Source organism: Halobacillus sp. ABD4_316 (genome assembly GCF_056161385.1).
Window position 1 is genome coordinate 941,513 of sequence record NZ_JBSWZA010000001.1, and the last position, 17,603, is coordinate 959,115.

At 46.9% G+C, this 17,603-nt stretch carries 18 protein-coding genes and 2 riboswitches; of the genes, 4 read left to right on the plus strand and 14 right to left on the minus strand.

Features of this window, described 5'->3' with window-relative positions; genetic code table 11:
• Positions 1-16: 16 nt before the first annotated feature.
• From spoIIIAB to ACXAJH_RS05110, 6 genes are all read right to left on the minus strand, one after another.
• A complete protein-coding gene (spoIIIAB, locus tag ACXAJH_RS05085; protein WP_474971238.1) occupies positions 17-526 on the minus strand; it encodes a stage III sporulation protein SpoIIIAB in 510 nt (169 codons plus the stop codon).
• The gene (spoIIIAA, locus tag ACXAJH_RS05090; RefSeq protein WP_474993244.1) at positions 471-1,448 is read right to left on the minus strand and encodes a stage III sporulation protein AA; all 978 of its coding nucleotides are present in this window, start codon (positions 1,446-1,448) and stop codon (positions 471-473) included. Before spoIIIAA ends, spoIIIAB begins: the two co-directional genes overlap by 56 nt.
• A gap of 196 nt (positions 1,449-1,644) precedes the next feature.
• Entirely contained in the window at positions 1,645-2,202 is a 558-nt protein-coding gene (gene efp, locus ACXAJH_RS05095) for an elongation factor P (protein ID WP_160836097.1), read from the minus strand.
• A gap of 21 nt (positions 2,203-2,223) precedes the next feature.
• Positions 2,224-3,288, minus strand: a complete 1,065-nt coding sequence (locus ACXAJH_RS05100; RefSeq protein ID WP_474968968.1) for a M24 family metallopeptidase — start codon at positions 3,286-3,288, stop codon at positions 2,224-2,226.
• A gap of 1 nt (position 3,289) precedes the next feature.
• Positions 3,290-3,745 carry a type II 3-dehydroquinate dehydratase gene (gene aroQ / locus ACXAJH_RS05105; RefSeq protein ID WP_474968969.1) on the minus strand — a complete coding sequence of 152 codons (456 nt, stop codon included), beginning with the start codon at positions 3,743-3,745 and terminating at the stop codon, positions 3,290-3,292.
• Positions 3,746-3,790: 45 nt separating this feature from the next.
• Positions 3,791-4,306, minus strand: coding sequence for a YqhR family membrane protein (locus ACXAJH_RS05110; protein WP_051254697.1), 516 nt, complete (start codon positions 4,304-4,306; stop codon positions 3,791-3,793).
• 337 nt (positions 4,307-4,643) lie between these two features.
• Here ACXAJH_RS05110 and ACXAJH_RS05115 point away from each other — a divergent pair, with 337 nt between their 5' ends.
• A complete protein-coding gene (locus tag ACXAJH_RS05115; RefSeq protein ID WP_474968970.1) occupies positions 4,644-5,048 on the plus strand; it encodes an SA1362 family protein in 405 nt (134 codons plus the stop codon).
• An 11-nt stretch (positions 5,049-5,059) separates the two neighbouring features.
• On the opposite strand, the gene ACXAJH_RS05120 is transcribed toward ACXAJH_RS05115, so the two are convergent.
• The 3 genes from ACXAJH_RS05120 to ACXAJH_RS05130 form a co-directional block, all read right to left on the minus strand.
• Positions 5,060-5,950 (minus strand): patatin-like phospholipase family protein, encoded by an 891-nt coding sequence (locus ACXAJH_RS05120; RefSeq protein WP_474993245.1) that lies wholly within the window; start codon positions 5,948-5,950, stop codon positions 5,060-5,062.
• A 141-nt stretch (positions 5,951-6,091) separates the two neighbouring features.
• Positions 6,092-6,523, minus strand: a complete 432-nt coding sequence (gene mntR, locus ACXAJH_RS05125; protein ID WP_027955423.1) for a transcriptional regulator MntR — start codon at positions 6,521-6,523, stop codon at positions 6,092-6,094.
• Between the two features lie 159 nt (positions 6,524-6,682).
• Entirely contained in the window at positions 6,683-9,253 is a 2,571-nt protein-coding gene (locus ACXAJH_RS05130; protein WP_474968972.1) for a vitamin B12-dependent ribonucleotide reductase, read from the minus strand.
• Positions 9,254-9,624: 371 nt separating this feature from the next.
• On the opposite strand from ACXAJH_RS05130, the gene ACXAJH_RS05135 reads away from it, so the two are divergent.
• A complete protein-coding gene (locus ACXAJH_RS05135) occupies positions 9,625-10,005 on the plus strand; it encodes a rhodanese-like domain-containing protein (RefSeq protein WP_027955421.1) in 381 nt (126 codons plus the stop codon).
• Positions 10,006-10,061: 56 nt separating this feature from the next.
• Here the strand turns inward: ACXAJH_RS05135 and gcvPB are convergent, their stop codons facing one another.
• The 3 genes from gcvPB to gcvT are packed head-to-tail and all read right to left on the minus strand — an operon-like array spanning position 10,062 to position 13,986.
• On the minus strand, positions 10,062-11,522 hold the full coding sequence (gene gcvPB, locus ACXAJH_RS05140; protein WP_474968973.1) for an aminomethyl-transferring glycine dehydrogenase subunit GcvPB: 1,461 nt from the start codon (positions 11,520-11,522) through the stop codon (positions 10,062-10,064).
• Complete coding sequence (gcvPA, locus tag ACXAJH_RS05145) at positions 11,515-12,864, minus strand: aminomethyl-transferring glycine dehydrogenase subunit GcvPA (protein ID WP_474993247.1); 1,350 nt, start codon at positions 12,862-12,864, stop codon at positions 11,515-11,517. Before gcvPA ends, gcvPB begins: the two co-directional genes overlap by 8 nt.
• 21 nt (positions 12,865-12,885) lie before the next feature.
• Positions 12,886-13,986, minus strand: coding sequence for a glycine cleavage system aminomethyltransferase GcvT (gene gcvT, locus ACXAJH_RS05150; protein WP_474971235.1), 1,101 nt, complete (start codon positions 13,984-13,986; stop codon positions 12,886-12,888).
• A 64-nt stretch (positions 13,987-14,050) separates the two neighbouring features.
• Positions 14,051-14,138, minus strand: a riboswitch (glycine riboswitch).
• 3 nt (positions 14,139-14,141) lie between these two features.
• A riboswitch (glycine riboswitch) is annotated at positions 14,142-14,229 on the minus strand.
• Positions 14,230-14,389: 160 nt separating this feature from the next.
• Here gcvT and ACXAJH_RS05155 point away from each other — a divergent pair.
• The gene (locus tag ACXAJH_RS05155; protein WP_474968975.1) at positions 14,390-16,033 is read left to right on the plus strand and encodes a DEAD/DEAH box helicase; all 1,644 of its coding nucleotides are present in this window, start codon (positions 14,390-14,392) and stop codon (positions 16,031-16,033) included.
• Entirely contained in the window at positions 16,030-16,845 is an 816-nt protein-coding gene (locus ACXAJH_RS05160) for a YqhG family protein (RefSeq protein ID WP_474989355.1), read from the plus strand. Before ACXAJH_RS05155 ends, ACXAJH_RS05160 begins: the two co-directional genes overlap by 4 nt.
• Before the next feature lie 15 nt (positions 16,846-16,860).
• Here ACXAJH_RS05160 and ACXAJH_RS05165 read toward each other — a convergent pair whose 3' ends face one another.
• Together ACXAJH_RS05165 and ACXAJH_RS05170 are read right to left on the minus strand one after the other, a co-directional pair.
• Complete coding sequence (locus tag ACXAJH_RS05165; RefSeq protein WP_474968977.1) at positions 16,861-17,046, minus strand: YqzE family protein; 186 nt, start codon at positions 17,044-17,046, stop codon at positions 16,861-16,863.
• Positions 17,047-17,096: 50 nt separating this feature from the next.
• Positions 17,097-17,579 (minus strand): shikimate kinase, encoded by a 483-nt coding sequence (locus ACXAJH_RS05170; protein WP_474989357.1) that lies wholly within the window; start codon positions 17,577-17,579, stop codon positions 17,097-17,099.
• Between the last annotated feature and the right edge of the window lie 24 nt (positions 17,580-17,603).

Below are 17,603 nucleotides of genomic sequence, written 5' to 3' on the forward strand. Positions count from 1 at the left end.
ATGGTCCTTCCCCCTTCTATATAATTAAGATGATGACGAGAAGACCGCTTAAAACCCCCATCCCTCTGGCCATCTTCTGGTACTGATCGCCTACTTCCAATGCTTCCTGAAGCACTCTGTCTAAATGGTGGATGGTCAATTGGATCTGTTTCTGCTGCTGTTCCAGATCATGTTGTCCGAGGGTCCGGCCGAACTGAAGCAGAATTTCCATTTCTGTTTTGCCCATGGCATTCCAGGGCCAATGTTTTTTCAAAAGGGTTTCCCAGAGAACGGAAAAATCCCGGCAGCTGTCCTGCTCCTTTTGAAGCTGCTCAAAAAATCCGGCTATCGGCATAGGCAGATGTCTCGATAAGGTTTCACATACCTCCCAGAGAGAAGACTGACCATAAACCATCTCCGCTTCAATCAGTTGAAGAGCATTTTTCCACTGTCTGATATGGCCGGGCCTTTTTTTGAACCGGGATGCAATTTCAAACCCGCCCAGTGTTGTAACGGTTAAAATGATGACGGCGCCGATCCACTCCATCCATCCGACCTCCTTCCCCTTCACCAAGAACTTGTCCAAGGTGGTTATACACCTTCCATGTAAGGACCGATCCTGCACGCAGACGTTCCAGTGTAATATAACGTTCGAATACCTGGTCGTGCATCAGTTGGGAAACCGACGGTCGCCGGCTTACGGACTCCACCCCGTTACCATGCAGACTGCATATGACCTTCACACCGGTATAAACCGCTTCCTGAACAGCACGGGCATCCCTTTCCCCGCCGATTTCATCGACGATTAAAACATCCGGGGACATGGAACGGATCATCATCATCATCCCGTCCGCTTTTGGACAGGCATCCATCACATCTGTACGGGTGCCGACGTCCAGCTGCGGAACCCCCCGTAGACTGGCTGCTATTTCCGACCGCTCGTCCACAATGGCGACTTTAGACGGTGAATAGGGACCGGCTGCTGCCCCAATAACACAGGCCAGTTCACGGAGCAGTGTCGTTTTTCCGGAATGAGGGGGGCCTATGATCAGAACACTTCTCCATCCCATCTCGTCATAAAGATAAGGAAGCAGAGAGGATACCTGCCCCCTCGTGGATCGAGCGACGCGGATGTTCATAAAAGAGATATGCTTCAACGTCTCTACTTTATCTTCCTGTGTGTTTGCTTTGCCCGCCATCCCTACGCGGTGGCCGCCTTCAATAGTAATAAAACCCTCTTTCAGTTCATCCTTGAATCGATAGAGAGAAAACTGGCTGATTTGATTCAAGACGTAGGAGAGATGATCCGCGGTCATCGAGAGAGACTCTAAAACGGAATAGCCTGAACTGCTGATCATCTCTATGGGACGTTCCACCCTTAAACGGATCTCCTGGACTCTCCTCCAATCCACCTGCTCTAGTAAAACCTTCTGAAATGAAGGCGGAAACAGACGTAAAATCTCTTTCATCCTTCTCCTACTCCTTTATTTGGTTTACTTCATATGTATGTCCCACGTTTATACTTATGACAGGTCAAATCATATAAAAGTAGAAGAAATCAGCACGTACTAGAGTTCTGCTAGAGCAGGCCTCTAGTGCAATTTGGGAGGGCGGACATAAAAAAAGCGTGCTCCCGGATGGGAACACGCTTGATGATCGATTTCATTACGCACGGGAGACATATTTGCCGTCTGTTGTGCTGATGAGCAGTACTTCACCTTCATTAATGAAGAAAGGTACCTGAACCGTTAATCCTGTTTCAAGCGTCGCAGGCTTCGTACCTCCGCTCGCCGTATCACCTTTGATTCCCGGTTCTGTTTCTGTCACTTTCAATTCCACGTTTTTCGGAAGCTCGACACCAATGGTCTCACCTTGATACGACTGAATCTGAACTTCCATGTTTTCCTTCAGATAATTCAGCTGTTCCTGAATAGTCGCAGAAGGAATTTCCACCTGCTCATACGTTTCCATATCCATGAATGCATGCATGTCACCATTAGCGTAAAGGTACTGCATTTTACGGTTTTCGATATGAGCACGTTCTACTTTCTCTCCACCGCGGAACGTTTTTTCCTGGATGTTTCCATTACGAAGGTTACGAAGCTTTGAACGAACAAATGCGGCTCCCTTTCCCGGCTTTACGTGTTGGAAATCCATAACCTGCCAGATTCCACCATCTACTTCAATTGTTAAACCTGTACGAAAATCGTTTACTGAAATCATACGTTGTTCCTCCTTCTTTCCTTACAAAGTAATTAGCTCTTTCGTTGATTGGCTCAGACGCTCGTTGCCGGTTTTCGTTACGATCGTGTCGTCTTCAATACGGCAGCCGCCGACATCCGGTACATAAATCCCCGGTTCCACAGTAACGACCATGCCTTCTTCTAGGATCGTCTGTTCAGAACGGAAGGAAAGTCCCGGACCTTCATGAACATCAAGACCGATGCCGTGGCCTGTGGAGTGTCCAAAATAGTCCCCATATCCTTTTTCTTTAATATAGTCACGGGTGAGAGCATCCGCTTCCTTACCGGTAATACCTGCTTTAATACCTTTCATACCTCTTAACTGCGCCTGTAAAACCGTATCATAGATATCTTTCAGCTGATCACTGATTTCCCCAACAGCGACGGTTCTCGTAATATCAGAACAATACCCCTTATAGAGAGCACCGAAATCCATCGTGACAAGCTCACCGGACTGAATTTCCTTTTCCGAGGCTGTGCCGTGCGGAAGGGCAGACCGATAACCGGACGCTACAATAATATCAAAGCTGGAGGAAACCGCTCCCTGCTTCCTCATGAAAAACTCCAGTTCATTGGAGATATCGATTTCCTTCACACCTGGTTTTATGTAGCTTAGAATGTGGTCAAAAGCGTCATCAGCAATCTTAACAGCATCCTTTAATATACTAATCTCCTCATCGGTCTTAATCAAGCGTAATTTTTCAACGAGCCCAGAGGTTGGGACAAGTTCAGCATCCATCACCTGTTTGTACTGCTCGTAGGACGAATATGTAACGTGATCTTTTTCAAAGCCGACCCGTTTCAAACCAAGTTCCCTGGCTTTGGCAGCTGCCTCTTCGTGCAGGGGACGTTTATGCTCGATAATGTCGAACCCTTCCGTCTGATCGGCGGCCTGCTTGGTATATCGGAAGTCTGTAATCAGAAAAGCATCACGGCCTGTAATGAGCAGAGCTCCTGAAGAACCTGTAAAACCGGAAAGATACCGTCTGTTTTTCGAACTCGTGATCAATAGTCCATCCAGTTCTTTTGTCGCAGCTGCTGTACGCAGTCCTGTCAATTTCATCATATTAGTGATCTCCTCTCTCATTCAGCTTATGAACCAACCCTTCTACCGCCAGTCGATATCCATCGATTCCGAATCCTACGATCTGTCCTGCCGTGACAGGAGCAAGCATCGACGTATGCCGGAAAGCTTCTCTCGCGTGGATGTTGGAAATGTGGATTTCAATGACTGGTAAGGAAACGGAACTCACTGCATCCCGCAGAGCTACACTCGTATGAGTATAGGCAGCAGGGTTCATGACGATCCCGTCCGCAGATGCTTCAGCCTGGTGGATCCAGTCCACGAGATCCCCCTCATGATTGGATTGGTAAGCCTCCACCTCGAAGCCGGCTTTCTGCGCGGTCTCAGTAACGAGCCGGACCACATCCTCAAGTGTACCGGTGCCATATGTTCCGGGCTCGCGGACACCCAGACGGTTCAGGTTCGGCCCATTCAGTAAATAAATCTTCTTTTTTTCCATTCCATATCCCCACCGTTCCCCAAAGGATCATACAGTTAAATCTTATCATACTCCCTCCTTATTTGAATAAGAATCTGCCGTTTGATTAAATTCATGATACTCATAAGATATGGAATACCCTACAAACACACCGTATAAGATAAATAAACAGGCCGTTGTCACCCACGTATCACTGCTCAGTTCCATGAAACCAGGAATTGCTGGAAACACAGGGGTTAACACAAAATAGACCACACCCCACAGAAGCAGTCCAAAAATGGCGCCCGGCCAAATGCCTTTTCTTGATCTTAAAGTAAAGTAATAAACGAAAGCCGTTCCGATTGAGAGAAGCGCAACTATCAGCACCGAAAGAACTTCTGCGAGCCATGTTCCAGTCCAATCCGTCTGCCAGAAGGACCGGAATATAAAGGATGCTGCGGACACTTCCGTAAAATGAAAATAATAGGCGCCGGCACCCAGAGCACTCCATAAAAGCCCCCCGGCAAAACCTGTTGCTGCCGCTTTTGAGGCAACACTCTGCCGGGGCTCCTGCTTCCGTTGATCTTTTGTTTGTTCTGCCATCTCCATCACCTCTTTCCTCATTTTAACCAACCCGCATTTTTTCATGCCCGCTTTCATAATAGACCTAGTGATTCTTCTCCATTTGTTGTAAAATAAAGGTCCAGACATACTTACCATGTTTCTAGTTTAGAGGTGACAGTCTAAAGGAAAGAAAAGAATAACCCCGAATCTTTCACCTGAACTTTGAGTATAAATACTGCATAAATTCATCTACTACGGAAACAATTGAAAATAGCACATACCCGCCACAGGAAATGTTGAAAAGTGTACAATCCAGGGTATATATAACTAAAAGATGTTGTACAGGTGACCTAATACTAGAAGGGAGGACATTGACATGCGTAACTGGATGACACCAGTCATGTACATTTTAATCGGGCTTGCCATTTTCTTTGTAGGCGTTCAGCTGTTTACCAATACATCAGGTTTCTTAACAAACATAGTGGTTATGATCGGGATGGCGGCTATCCTCTATGGAGCCATCTACTTCTTCTTCCTCCGCGGACGCGGATTTGGCGGGGGTTCCGGCAACCGCACAGAAATGAAAAAATACAAACAGGCCGTTAAACAATCCAAACAGAAATACAAACAGCCTGCACCGGTCGTCAAGAAAAGTCCGGCTGCGAAAACAGCGGTTAAATCCGCTCCATTCACACGCAAAAAAAGCCGAAGAACAAACGGGCCGCAGCTCCGGGTCATTGAGGGAAATAAAAACAAAGACAAAAATCGAGCCTCTTTTTAAAAGGCTCGATTTTATTTTGTCCATCTTTTTAAAAATTCCAATGCATGCTGGCGTCCGTAATTCATCAAATCTTCTTTTTCCTCATTCGTCATATGAAAATCAGTGGTTTCTATGCCGCTTACCGGTATGAAAAGAATATCCTTACTGATGGATTTTGAAATGTAGCGGGAGTCGTGAGCCCGCTGCATCGTTTTAAACAAGGCATGAAACATCTGGATGGCGTTTCTGATTTTCTGTTCAGGAAGCTTATCCGGCTCATCACTTAATTTTAAGCCGATTACCGGTCTCGTCCGGCATCCATCCTGCTTTTCCCATATCCACAATGGGAAATTACTAAGGACCCCTCCATCGACGATCACCGATTTCCCACGCTTTCCATGAATCTTCACAGGAATAAAGAAGTATGGAAGACTCGAGCTCATTCTTACAGCTTTTGCCACGGAAAATGTAGCGGGATCAATGCCATAAGTACTCTTCAAGTCATCGGGGAGGACGACGATTCTCCCTAAAGTAAGATCCGAACAGATGATCTTCAACGATCCGGGCCGGAGATCTGCGAACGTACGCACCCCTTTTTCCTCCAGCCACTGAGCCAGTACGGTTTCCATCTGCGCCCCGTTGTAAAGGCCGAGACGATAATAGAGGAACAGCCATTTCATAAAAGGGAAGACCCGGTCTGTCAGTGGAACATGGATCATCTCTCCAAAGGATATGGACATCAGACGGGATTTGATTTCCCCGGCTGTATACCCCGCTGCCGTTAATGCCGCCAGAATTGCTCCTGCAGAGGTACCGGCAACACGTCTGAACTCATAGCCCTGGCTCTGTAGTTCCTCGACGGCTCCTATAAAAGCGAGTGCCTTCACCCCGCCTCCGGAAAACACCCCATCTACTTTCACCACGCTTCACCCCGCTTTAATTCATTATAAACAGCGGGTCCACTAAATAGAACGCAGGTGGCAGAATTCCCCCTTCCTCATAACTTCCCGCCACGAGCCGGTTGGACATAAAAAAAAGACACGGACATCCGTGTCTCAGGCACTCTATTCGTTATTCTGGTCTTCGTTTTTCTTCTGCACTTCTCTCAAAGCTTCCACATACCCTTTATTCTCATCAAAGAACTGGACAAGGTCGCCGATACGGTCGATGGAATTCCAGCTCATATGGTGCTCAATACCTTCGACATCCTCATAGATGTTTTCCTTATCTACACCGATCAGTTCCAGGAACTGTTCCAGCAGCTCATGACGATACACCAGCCGCTTCCCGATTTTTTTCCCTTTCGGAGTCAAAATCAATCCCCTGTACTTTTCATAATTCAAATACTGGTCGCGATCGAGTTTCTGGACCATCTTCGTCACGGAAGACGGGTGAACATCCAGGTTCTCAGCAATATCCGAGACGCGGGCATAACCCTTTTCTTCAATGAGTATATAAATTTGCTCAATATAATCTTCCATGCTTGGTGTTGGCATGATGAACCTCCAATACCCTGTCTTTATGTAGATATAACGCTTGTGATCTGCTGATGACTACATAGAAAAATGATACACTAGTTTCTTATGTGATACAAGCAGCCGCTGTTTAACATAAAAAAACAGTCCTTCAGATTTGAAGGACTGTTTTTTTAGTTATTACAAACCGCACTTCAACTGAGCATTACAGTTGGTACATGTGTTACAGCCGCCGATGTCTTCCACGGTTCCTTGACGGCAGACCGGGCATGTGTCGCCGACTTCCGATCCAATCGTCACGTTCGTCTTATCCAGCTCATGAACGGTATCGACCAGGACAACACGTGGACGCTTGTCATCTTCAAACAGTTCCGTCTGCTCTCCATCAAAAGCGTTCTCCTCAGCTTTCAAAGTAAGCACCTGGCTGTCACGGCTCCCATCCACGTACACGGTACCACCTTTCGCACCGCCCCGGTACAGGCGCTGATAGACGCTTTCCACTTGTTCGACCGTATATCCTTTGGGTGCATTGACCGTCTTGGAAATACTGCTGTCGACCCAGCGCTGAATGACGCACTGTGTATCCGCATGAGCTTCCGGAGACATCGTCATCGCCGTCACAAACCATTCAGGAAGCTGCTCCGGATCCTGCTCTGGATGTGCATCCAGATACTCCTGAAGGATATCCGCCTTCACTTCAATAAACTTGCCTAAACGACCACTGCGGTAGTAGGAGAAGGAGAAGTATGGCTCAAGACCTGTACTTACTCCTACCATTGTTCCTGTACTTCCGGTTGGAGCTACAGTAAGCAGGTGGGAGTTACGGATTCCATAAGTGAGAACATCCTGCCGAATGTCTTCCGGCATCTGCTTCATATACCCTGTCTGAATGAAGTTCTCACGAAGTTGTTGTGTTTCTTCATCCGTGGCTCCGACAAGGAACGGGAAGCTGCCTTTCTCCTTCGCGAGTTCAATGGATGCGCGGTAGGCTGTGACAGCGATCGTTTCGAAAATTTCATCCACCAGTTTGTTGCCTTCTTCTGAACCATAGGTTGTTTCACAATAGATCAGGAGATCATGGAGACCCATGACACCAAGGCCTACACGACGCTCACCAAGGGCCTGTACTTTATTTTCCTCCAGGAAGTAAGGAGTAGCATCAATCACGTTATCCTGCATACGGACACCACGTGTAACAGTTTGTGTAAGTTTTTCAAAATCGACCGTTTTATTTTCCTTATCCGCTACAGACGCCAGGTTTACGGCCGCCAGGTTACAGACGGAATATGGCGCAAGCGGCTGTTCCCCGCATGGATTGGTCGCAACGACCTTCTGTCCATAAGCTGTCGCATTTGTCTTTTCGTTGGCATTATCAATAAAGAAGATTCCCGGTTCTGCTGAATACGTCGCGCAGACATTAATCAGATTCCACAGCTCTTTCGCTTTAATGGATTTGTAGGCCCGCACACCGAAGCCGCGTTTTTCCCACTCGCGTACATCGCCGCTCTCATGCCATTCTTCATTATAGGCGTTCATTTCCTCTCCCGTGTAATTCTCTACATCAGGGAAACGAAGCTGGTATTCGTCATCATTTTCCACAGCTTCCATGAACTCATTCGTGATACAGACGGAAATATTGGCTCCTGTCAGGAATTCTGAATTATGAACGGAATACGTCCCGCCGAGGGCCAGTTTTTCCTGTGCTTCCTGCACGCTTTGATCTGTAAAACCACCCTGACCCTGAATGTGCTTGTAATTGACGACACTTTGATAAAGGTCTTTTTCCACTTCGGTCAACGGCGTGAATTTCAACTTGTCCTTCGCCAGTTGTTTAATGTTTTCATCTTCCGTATTTTCAATAAGAAAACGGAGGATACGCGGGTTCTGCATCTTGGAAATAATGAATTCAAGAATGTCTGGATGCCAGTCTGCCAGCATGATCATCTGGGCACCACGTCTGGATCCCCCCTGCTCCACCAGGTGGGTCAGCTTAGCAATATCATCCAGCCATGAAACGGAACCGGATGATTTCCCATTCACCCCGCGGGCGAGCGTGTTCCTCGGGCGCAGGGTCGATCCGTTCGTCCCGACACCACCGCCACGGGACATGATTTCCATGACTTGTTTACGGTGATCCGAAATGCCTTCCCGTGAATCCTGGATATAAGGCATCACGTAGCAGTTGAAGTAGGTCACATCCGTATTGGAACCTGCTCCGTACAGCACACGGCCGGCAGGTATGAAATTCAGGCTGGATAACTCCTCGTAAAATTCCTCAAAGCTCTGCGCCTGTCTTTCCGGATCTGTTTCCACCTCTGAGAGTCCTGTCGCATTTCGTAAAGCAATTTGTTCATAATAAACTTCCAGCGGTTTATCGATGGTATCAAGATTTCTTTTAATGACGCCGGTCTCTCTTTCTTCCTCACGGTCGAGAACGTTCACGAACTCGTCTTCCACTTTTACAAACGCTTCGTGGGTCTGCCAGTCAACGGACTGAATGAAACCGAATCCGCGAGCCGGAAACTTCGGATCGTCTTTTACTGTAAGTACGACAAAATCCCCTTCGGACAACGTCAGCTTTTCTGTATCTTTAAACGCATAACGGTCGAGCATGACAAGCCTGGATACCCCTTTGTGGGTAATGGACATGTTGTCCGTTACCGGGTGGACCTGTGGGAACTGTTTGATATCGGCATTCAGCCGGTCTATGTTGATTTTTGTATGCACATCTTTAGAAGTTGTCGTCTGCATGTTCGCATCTCTCCCTTATCTTGAAAAAGCCAATTCCATAATTGATATATGTAACATACCACATATACAGATTTTTAATCAATATATTGTGTTTGTTTATTATTCGATCACCATATATTGTGTTATTGAACGAATGTGTTGAATTTTGTCAATCAGAAAATCGTAAGATACAGTTAGAAAAAAGCAGGGAATAAGAGGAAAGCACCTCTCATGTCTTTTTTTTTCGATTTTTCCTGTCTTGCATCTGTTAAATCGATATAATCCCCTCCAAAACGGCATTTTTTTCAGGCAGGAAGAAAAATTTTTTTGAAATACCCGCCCTTCCCTTCTATAATAGATAAAAGAATAGAGAAAACAGGGGGGAAATGAAAATGGAATTATGGATCTTACTCGGAGCACTTGTTCTACTTATTGCTTTCGGTTTGTATAGATTCTTCAAAACAAGAAAAATCTTGAACACGATATCTGAAGAAGAATTCCGTCAAGGTTACCGCAAAGCTCAGCTGATTGACGTCCGTGAACCGAAGGAATTTGACGGGGGTCACATCCTCGGAGCGAGAAATATTCCGCTCTCACAGCTGAACAACAGACTCGTGGAAATCCGCAAGGACAAACCCGTCTACTTGTACTGCCAGAGCGGCGCACGGTCTGCACGTGCGGCAATGACCCTTCATAAGAAGGGGTACAACGACCTGAACATGCTTGAAGGTGGCTTCAAGAAATGGACCGGCAAAATTAAGACGAAGAAATAACGAAAAATATCACAACACAGGAAAACCGGCTCCCCACGAAGGGGGCCGGTTTTTCTCTATTCCATCGGGTGGCGGAGAACAGGCTTCCTTGCTGCCTGGGTTTCATCCATCCGGCTGACAATCGTCGTATGAGGAGCTTCCTGAACCGTCTCCGGCTCATCTTCTGCTTCCTTGGCTATTTGAAGCATACGATCGATAAAGTCATCAAGAGTTTCCTTGGATTCCGTTTCCGTCGGCTCAATCATCAACGCTTCCTCCACATTGATCGGGAAATAGATCGTCGGCGGATGATAGCCGAAGTCAAGCAGGCGTTTAGCCATATCCAGTGTTCGTACGCCGAGTTTTTTCTGACGGCGGCCCGACAGAATGAATTCATGTTTACAGTGCCTGTCAAAAGGAAGATCGAATGCTTCCTGCAGTCTGCGCATCATATAGTTGGCATTCAAAACGGCGTATTCACTTACTTTTTTCAATCCCTCCGGTCCCATTGTGCGGATGTACGTATAGGCCCGCACATTGATTCCGAAATTCCCATAATAGGGCTTCACCCGGCCGATGGAACGTGGACGATCATCATCGAATCTGTACCAGCCGTCTTTTTTCGTAAGGATCGGCTTGGGAAGAAACGGCTCAAGCTCTGCCGTTACACCTACAGGACCTGATCCCGGACCACCGCCACCGTGAGGGCCTGTGAAAGTCTTATGCAGGTTCAAGTGGACAACATCAAAGCCCATGTCTCCCGGCCTTGCATACCCTAATACAGCATTCAGATTGGCGCCGTCGTAATACAGTCTGCCACCCGCTTCATGAACGATGGCCGCCATTTCCTCAATATCCTCTTCAAACAGACCGAGCGTGTTCGGGTTTGTCAGCATCAGTGCAGCTGTCTGATCGTCTACGACACGCTTCAGGTCTTCAAGGTCCACTAATCCCCGCTCGTCTGATTTTACCGTCACGGCTTCGAACCCAGCTACCGTAGCAGAGGCAGGGTTCGTACCGTGGGCCGAATCAGGCACAATGACTTTTGTCCGCTGATGATCACCATTAGCCTCATGGAAGGCACGAATCATCATAAGTCCTGTCCATTCGCCATGAGCACCTGCCGCAGGCTGAAGCGTGACGGTATCCATACCTGTAATTTCCGCGAGCGTTTCCTGAAGATCATACATGAGGTGGAGCGCCCCCTGAACCGTTTCCTCCGGCTGGTACGGATGGATATGGCTGAAGCCGGCCAGTCTGGCTACATCTTCATTCATTTTCGGATTGTATTTCATCGTACACGATCCAAGAGGATAAAACCCGGAGTCCACCCCGTGGTTACGTTTGGACAGACCTGTGTAATGCCGCATAATCTGCAGCTCGCTGACTTCCGGCAGATGAGGTGCGTCCTGTCTCACATACTTATCTTCAAACATCTCATCAATATCGGTATCCGGCACATCCAGTTCAGGAAGACTGAACCCAGTGCGGCTCTCCTGACTCAATTCAAAAATCAATGGAAAGTCTTGGTTAGCCATTCAAATCCCCCATTTCCCCTGCGAAGGTGTCGATTTCTTCTTTTGTACGGATTTCTGTAACCGCAATCAGCATACAGCCTGCCAGACGTTCATCTGTACGTCCAAGGTCATACCCACCAATAAATCCTTTCTCCAGAAGCTGCTGATTGATCTCTTTCACAGGCTTCTTCATGCGGATGACCAGTTCATTGAAAAAGGCTCCCTTATACAAAACTTCGATGCCCCGGGATTGAAGCTGTTGTTTCATGTATAACGTCTTCTTAATGTTCATCGCCGCCATCTTTTTCAATCCCTGCTTCCCTATGGACGACAAAGCGACCGAAGCAGCCAGTGCATTCAATGCCTGGTTGGAACATATGTTGGAAGTCGCCTTATCCCGGCGGATATGCTGTTCACGCGCTTGAAGGGTAAGGACGAAACCTCTGCGTCCATCCTCATCCACCGTCTGGCCCACTAGACGGCCGGGCACTTTTCTCATCAGTTTTTTCGTTGTTGCAAAATAACCGCAGTGCGGACCGCCATACTGGGCAGGGATTCCGAACACTTGAGCATCGCCGACGACAATATCAGAGCCAAACGCACCAGGCGGAGTTAAATACCCGAGCGCAAGCGGATTGCTTGAAGTAATCATCATCGCCTTTTTCTGCTTGTCTACGAGGTGGCGGATGGAATCAAGCGGCTCCACCTGACCGAAGAAATTAGGATATTGAACGACCACTCCAGCTGTATCTTCATCAAGGTGATGTTCCAGCTGTTCAAGGTCTGTCAAACCTTCCTTGTGGTCGATTTCGATGATTTCAACCCCCGGTCCCTTGGCGTAGGAATGAATCACAGCGAGAGATTCTGGATGGACTGCTTTGGATACAAGCACTTTTTTCTTTTTCGTCTGTCCAGCAGCAAGGTTAACGGCTTCGGCCAATGCTGTCCCGCCATCATACATAGAAGAGTTGGCGACATCCATGCCTGTCAATTCACAAATCATCGTTTGAAATTCAAAGATCGCCTGCAGCTCCCCCTGGGATATTTCCGGCTGATAAGGGGTGTAAGCCGTATAAAATTCAGACCTTGATATGACGTGGTCAACAATGGAAGGAATGTAATGATCATAAACCCCTGCTCCAAGAAATGACGTATGGGATTTGAGGTTGACGTTCCGACCGGCTGTATCCGCCAGTTCTTTCATCAACTGGTATTCATTTTTCGGCGGCTTAATATTTAAATCACCTTGAAACCTTACGCGTTCAGGAATATCAGCGAACAATTCTTCAGATGACTGGACACCGATGGTCTCAAGCATTTCTTTTTTATCTTTTTCCGTCATAGGCAAATATCGAAATTCCATTGTTCCATCCCCCTCAGGTATTTATCTTTTGTAGAAAGGTGTCGGGACGACCCTGGCCTTCAGGCGTCTCTTCCGAACCTGAACCGTTACTTCTGTCCCTTCCTCTGTATACGCACGGTTAAGTAGAGCGAGTCCGACATTTTTACCCAATGTCGGCGACTGGGTCCCTGTTGTTACAAAACCAATCTTCTCATCGCTGTCATAGACCTCATAATGAGTACGCGGAATACCTTTATCGAGCATTTCAATACCGACAAGCTTCCGCTCGGGCCCCTTTTTTTTCTGTTTAACGAGAGTTTCCTTCCCAATGAAATCCTCTTCTTTTTTTATTTTGACGGCAAAATTCAGACCGGCTTCAATCGGCGTAATATCACTGCTCAACTCCTGTCCGTAAAGAGCGAGGTTCGCTTCAAACCTGAGCGTATCTCTTGCACCGAGACCGATCGGACGCAGCCCTTCCGGCTCACCTGCTTTTAATAGAACCTGCCAGAGATCCGGCCCTGAAGCTGAAGGAAGGTAGATTTCAAATCCATCTTCCCCTGTGTAACCTGTGCGGGAAACAATGGCGCTGTCCTGCACTCCATCAAGGGAAACGCCCTGTTCAAATCGGAAAAACTTAATGGCGGACACATCGGTATCCGTGAGCTTTTGAAGAATCTTTTCTGCTTTTGGCCCTTGAACAGCCAGTTGAACATACGTATCAGAAACATCCCTCACAGACACATCGCCCTCGGCATGACGTTGAAGCCATTCCAAATCCTTTTCCCTGTTCGCCGCATTGACGACTAACAGATACGTGTTTTCAGAAAGGTGGTAAACGATCAAATCATCAACCGTCCCTCCATTTTCATAGCACATGATCGTGTACTGTGCTTTTCCAGGGACGAGCTTTGAAGCATCGTTCGTCAGCATTTTCTGTAGAAAAGCCAGGCTGTCGGATCCTTCGATCATGATTTCCCCCATGTGAGACACATCAAAAAGACCAGCCGCATTTCTTGTCGCTGCATGCTCCTCTTTAATGCCGGAAAAATGCACCGGCAGATCCCAGCCTCCAAAATCAATGGTTTTCGCTCCAAGCTTTTCATACTCGGGATATAAAGGTGTTCGTTTCAATTCTGTCAATTCAACCACTCCTTTACGTCGTTCCGCCCATAAAAAAAGAGACTCCTCCGCTATGAGCGGGAGTCTCTGTCCGTGAACCAGAAAGTTTCACACCTGTGGAGGGTGTTTGCTTCTTGGGTGGTCCGCCCGTAGAAGGCAGACGCTCTCCAGAGCTGCGTCCTGCAGAGGTCTTTTTGCCTGAGAGATTCACAATTCTGCTTGCTCCTTCGGCGCCCTTACAAGGGTCTCTCCCTCTGCAGTCATTCGCGTTTGTATTTTCCTAGATTTTACCGGGCATACTATCGTGTAATGTATGGATGACACTTCATTTCCCGTTCATTATATCATGCGTGTCCGGCAAAGAACACGAAAATTCTACAACAATTCACAATCTTAAAATATCGGAATCCGGAGGGTTGTTTCCATGTTTACCATTCATCCAGATCAAACGTTCATCCACTCTCTGTCCAGCCATCTTGACCAATCGGAACATCTGGCCTCCTGGGAAGGATTTAAACTGGCCTACCAGGCTGCCCAATTCAAAACCGTGCCGGAATTCGGAGGTCTGCTGGCACTTGATCACCTTCCTCATGTAGACTTTATGGATCATCAGATAGAAGCCGCGGAAACCGTCGTTCATCACATGAACGGCCGTGCGATTCTGGCTGATGAGGTCGGACTCGGAAAGACATTGGAAGCCGGGCTGATTTTAAAAGAATACATGATTCGAGGCCGAGCTGAAAAAGTGCTCATTCTTACTCCTGCATCCCTCGTTAATCAGTGGATTCAGGAATTGAATGAAAAATTCTACATCCAGGCTGCATCCCCGAGAAAAAAGCAGGCGTCCTGGAAAGAGTGGGATGTTGCGGTTACATCCATTGATATGGCTAAAAGGGACCATCACAGAGAAGAGATTCTTTCCCAGGAATACGATTTTATCATCATTGATGAAGCCCATAAGCTGAAGAACCATCAAACGAAGAATTATCAGTTTGTCCAGTCTTTAAAAAAGACCTACTGCCTTCTTCTCACAGCCACCCCCATCCAGAATAAGCTGAGTGATTTATTTAACCTTGTATCCATCCTGAAGCCCGGATATTTAGGAAACCTGACGGACTTTAAAAAGAAATATCAAAAGCATGCCCGGGAAGAAGAGCATATCCAGCATATTCACTCCCTTGTCGGTCAGCTGATGATCCGCAACCGCAGAAAAGATACAGGGCTTGATTCCTCTAAACGCAGGGTGAGGAATGAAAGACTGACATTTACAAATGAAGAAGCCGAACTATATCAATCCCTTGAACAGTTAAAAGCTGATCATCCTTCGTTCACATGGCTGACCCTGGCCAAAGAACTGTGTTCTTCAAGGGAAGCCTGTTACATGTCTCTAACCCAATTGAAGAAGAAAGCCCCACCTGAAAGACAAGCGGTTTATGATGATTTCATCGAGGCGCTCGGCCGGCTTCCCCACCATATTAAAGCTGAACGTATGGTGGATCTGATAAAGGAAAAAGATGAGAAATTCATCGTTTTCACCGAATACAGAGCCACCCAGTTTTACCTGCAGTGGTATTTACAGCAGCATGGAATCACATCTGTTCCATTCAGCGGGAAATTTAATAAGAGCAAGCGTGACTGGATGAAACAGCTTTTTCAAAACAAAGCACAGGTGATGGTCGCTACAGAAGCAGGCGGAGAGGGCATCAACCTCCAGTTCTGCCACCATATGATCAACTATGATCTCCCCTGGAATCCGATGCGTCTTGAACAGCGCATTGGAAGAATTCATCGTTTCGGACAAAAATATGATGTGAATATTTATAATTTTGCTGTAGAAAACACGATTGAGGACCACATTATGAAGATGTTGTATGAAAAAATTGAGGTCTTTAAGAATGCGGTCGGGGATCTGGATCACATTCTCGAGCAGATTCCCGGCGGGACGTTTGAGCAGCAGATACAGTCGATTGTCAAACAGTCCGAAAGTCAGGGGGAAATGGACATTAAGTTAAAAAATCTTGTCAGTTACGTTGAACATACGGTTAATGAAAGGAGAGAATCGAGTTGAGTGTTCCCCACCCCTACGCTGCATTTGTTGAACATTTTTTCGCTGCCTATAATTGTCCGGTTCTTGAAAAAGGCCCCACTCATTTCACCGTCCAGTTGACGAGTGAAATGGATGAAGAAATCATGAACCGCCCCTTTTACTGGCACTATATGAAAAAGATGAACCGCGAAGGCGAACCGATGCGCCTCACGTTCACCCAGACCGATGGCAGTCAGAAACAAGGCATCTACCTTCATGCCGGAACACCTAAACTGCATGCCCTCTATCAAACAGCCATCAATAAAGGAAAGACTGCCCGGCTGTATGAGCGCATCCCGCCGGAGAATGCAGGCCATACAGCTGTAAGTCCGTGGCTTGTCGTCAACTTCCTGCTGCATTACCGCGGGAAACAGGCACGGGATGAACCACTTTCCATCGGATTGAATCTCATTCATGGAACGATGATGTTAAAGATGATGGAAAAACTGGAAACGGTCCCGTTCGGAAACACTGTATCAGACTATACGTTCCCCATGACGCCTGTCATTTCTCTTTCCAACGCATACAGACGGATGGAAAAGCACGTGGAGACGTATATTTCATCACAAAATAATCAATGGGCGGTGGAATCACATCAGCATTTACAAAGAGAAACAGCGCTGCTTGAATCCTTTTATGCGTCGGAAGACATCGATCTCGAGTCGTTTACGAAAGAACGTGACCAGATGGATACCCGCTATAAGCCCTGCATTAAGCTTGAAGTGGTCAATGGTGGTTTGTTTTATATTTCTCAGGAAACAAGTGCTCCGTGGATCCATCAAAAAAGCCGCTGATGAACAGCGGCTTTTTTAATGATGGGAGATGTTCCGTTTCCTTTTGAACATGCGTATAGCAAGAGGAATTAATCCAAACCAGTAAACAGACGATTTCTTTGAAGGTTTTTCCCGCTTTCTCTGTTTCTTTTCTTCTTTGGACAGCTGCATGTATTTGACCATTTCCTCCGTCAAAAACTTCACATAGTCATTTTGGTTCATAAAATCCCCTCTTTTAAGCATCAATTACAAATAGTATGCCCGGGAATTCATCATTTTAGACGTGCGGCAATCTCCTCAGCAATGACTTCTGGAGCTTTATCGTCCACGACAACCACGTAATGAGCGGCTTCCTTATAAAGGGTAAGCCTGTCTTCAAAACGCTGCTTTTTCTCCGATTCATCCCCTGACCATAACGGCCGGGATGTATCATTTTTCAATCGATTCACAATGGTGTCCCATCCGGCATGAAGGTAGATCACGGTGCCCTCCCGCATCATCTCACGGTTCTCCTTGGACAATATGACACCGCCTCCGGTGGAAACAACGGCTTCATCCTCTAAGCCTCGTAGAAAATCCCGTTCTTTTTCCCTGAAATAGCCTTCGCCATGCTGAGCAAACATTTCCGGGATAGTCATTCCCTCCTGCTTTTCGATACTTTCATCCATTTCTATGCAGGAGCACTGTAGTTTCTCTGCAAGCCTTGAAGCGATGGTTGATTTTCCACTTCCCATAAAACCAATTAAATAAATCATTTTGTTCCCCTTTCCTATTTTCAT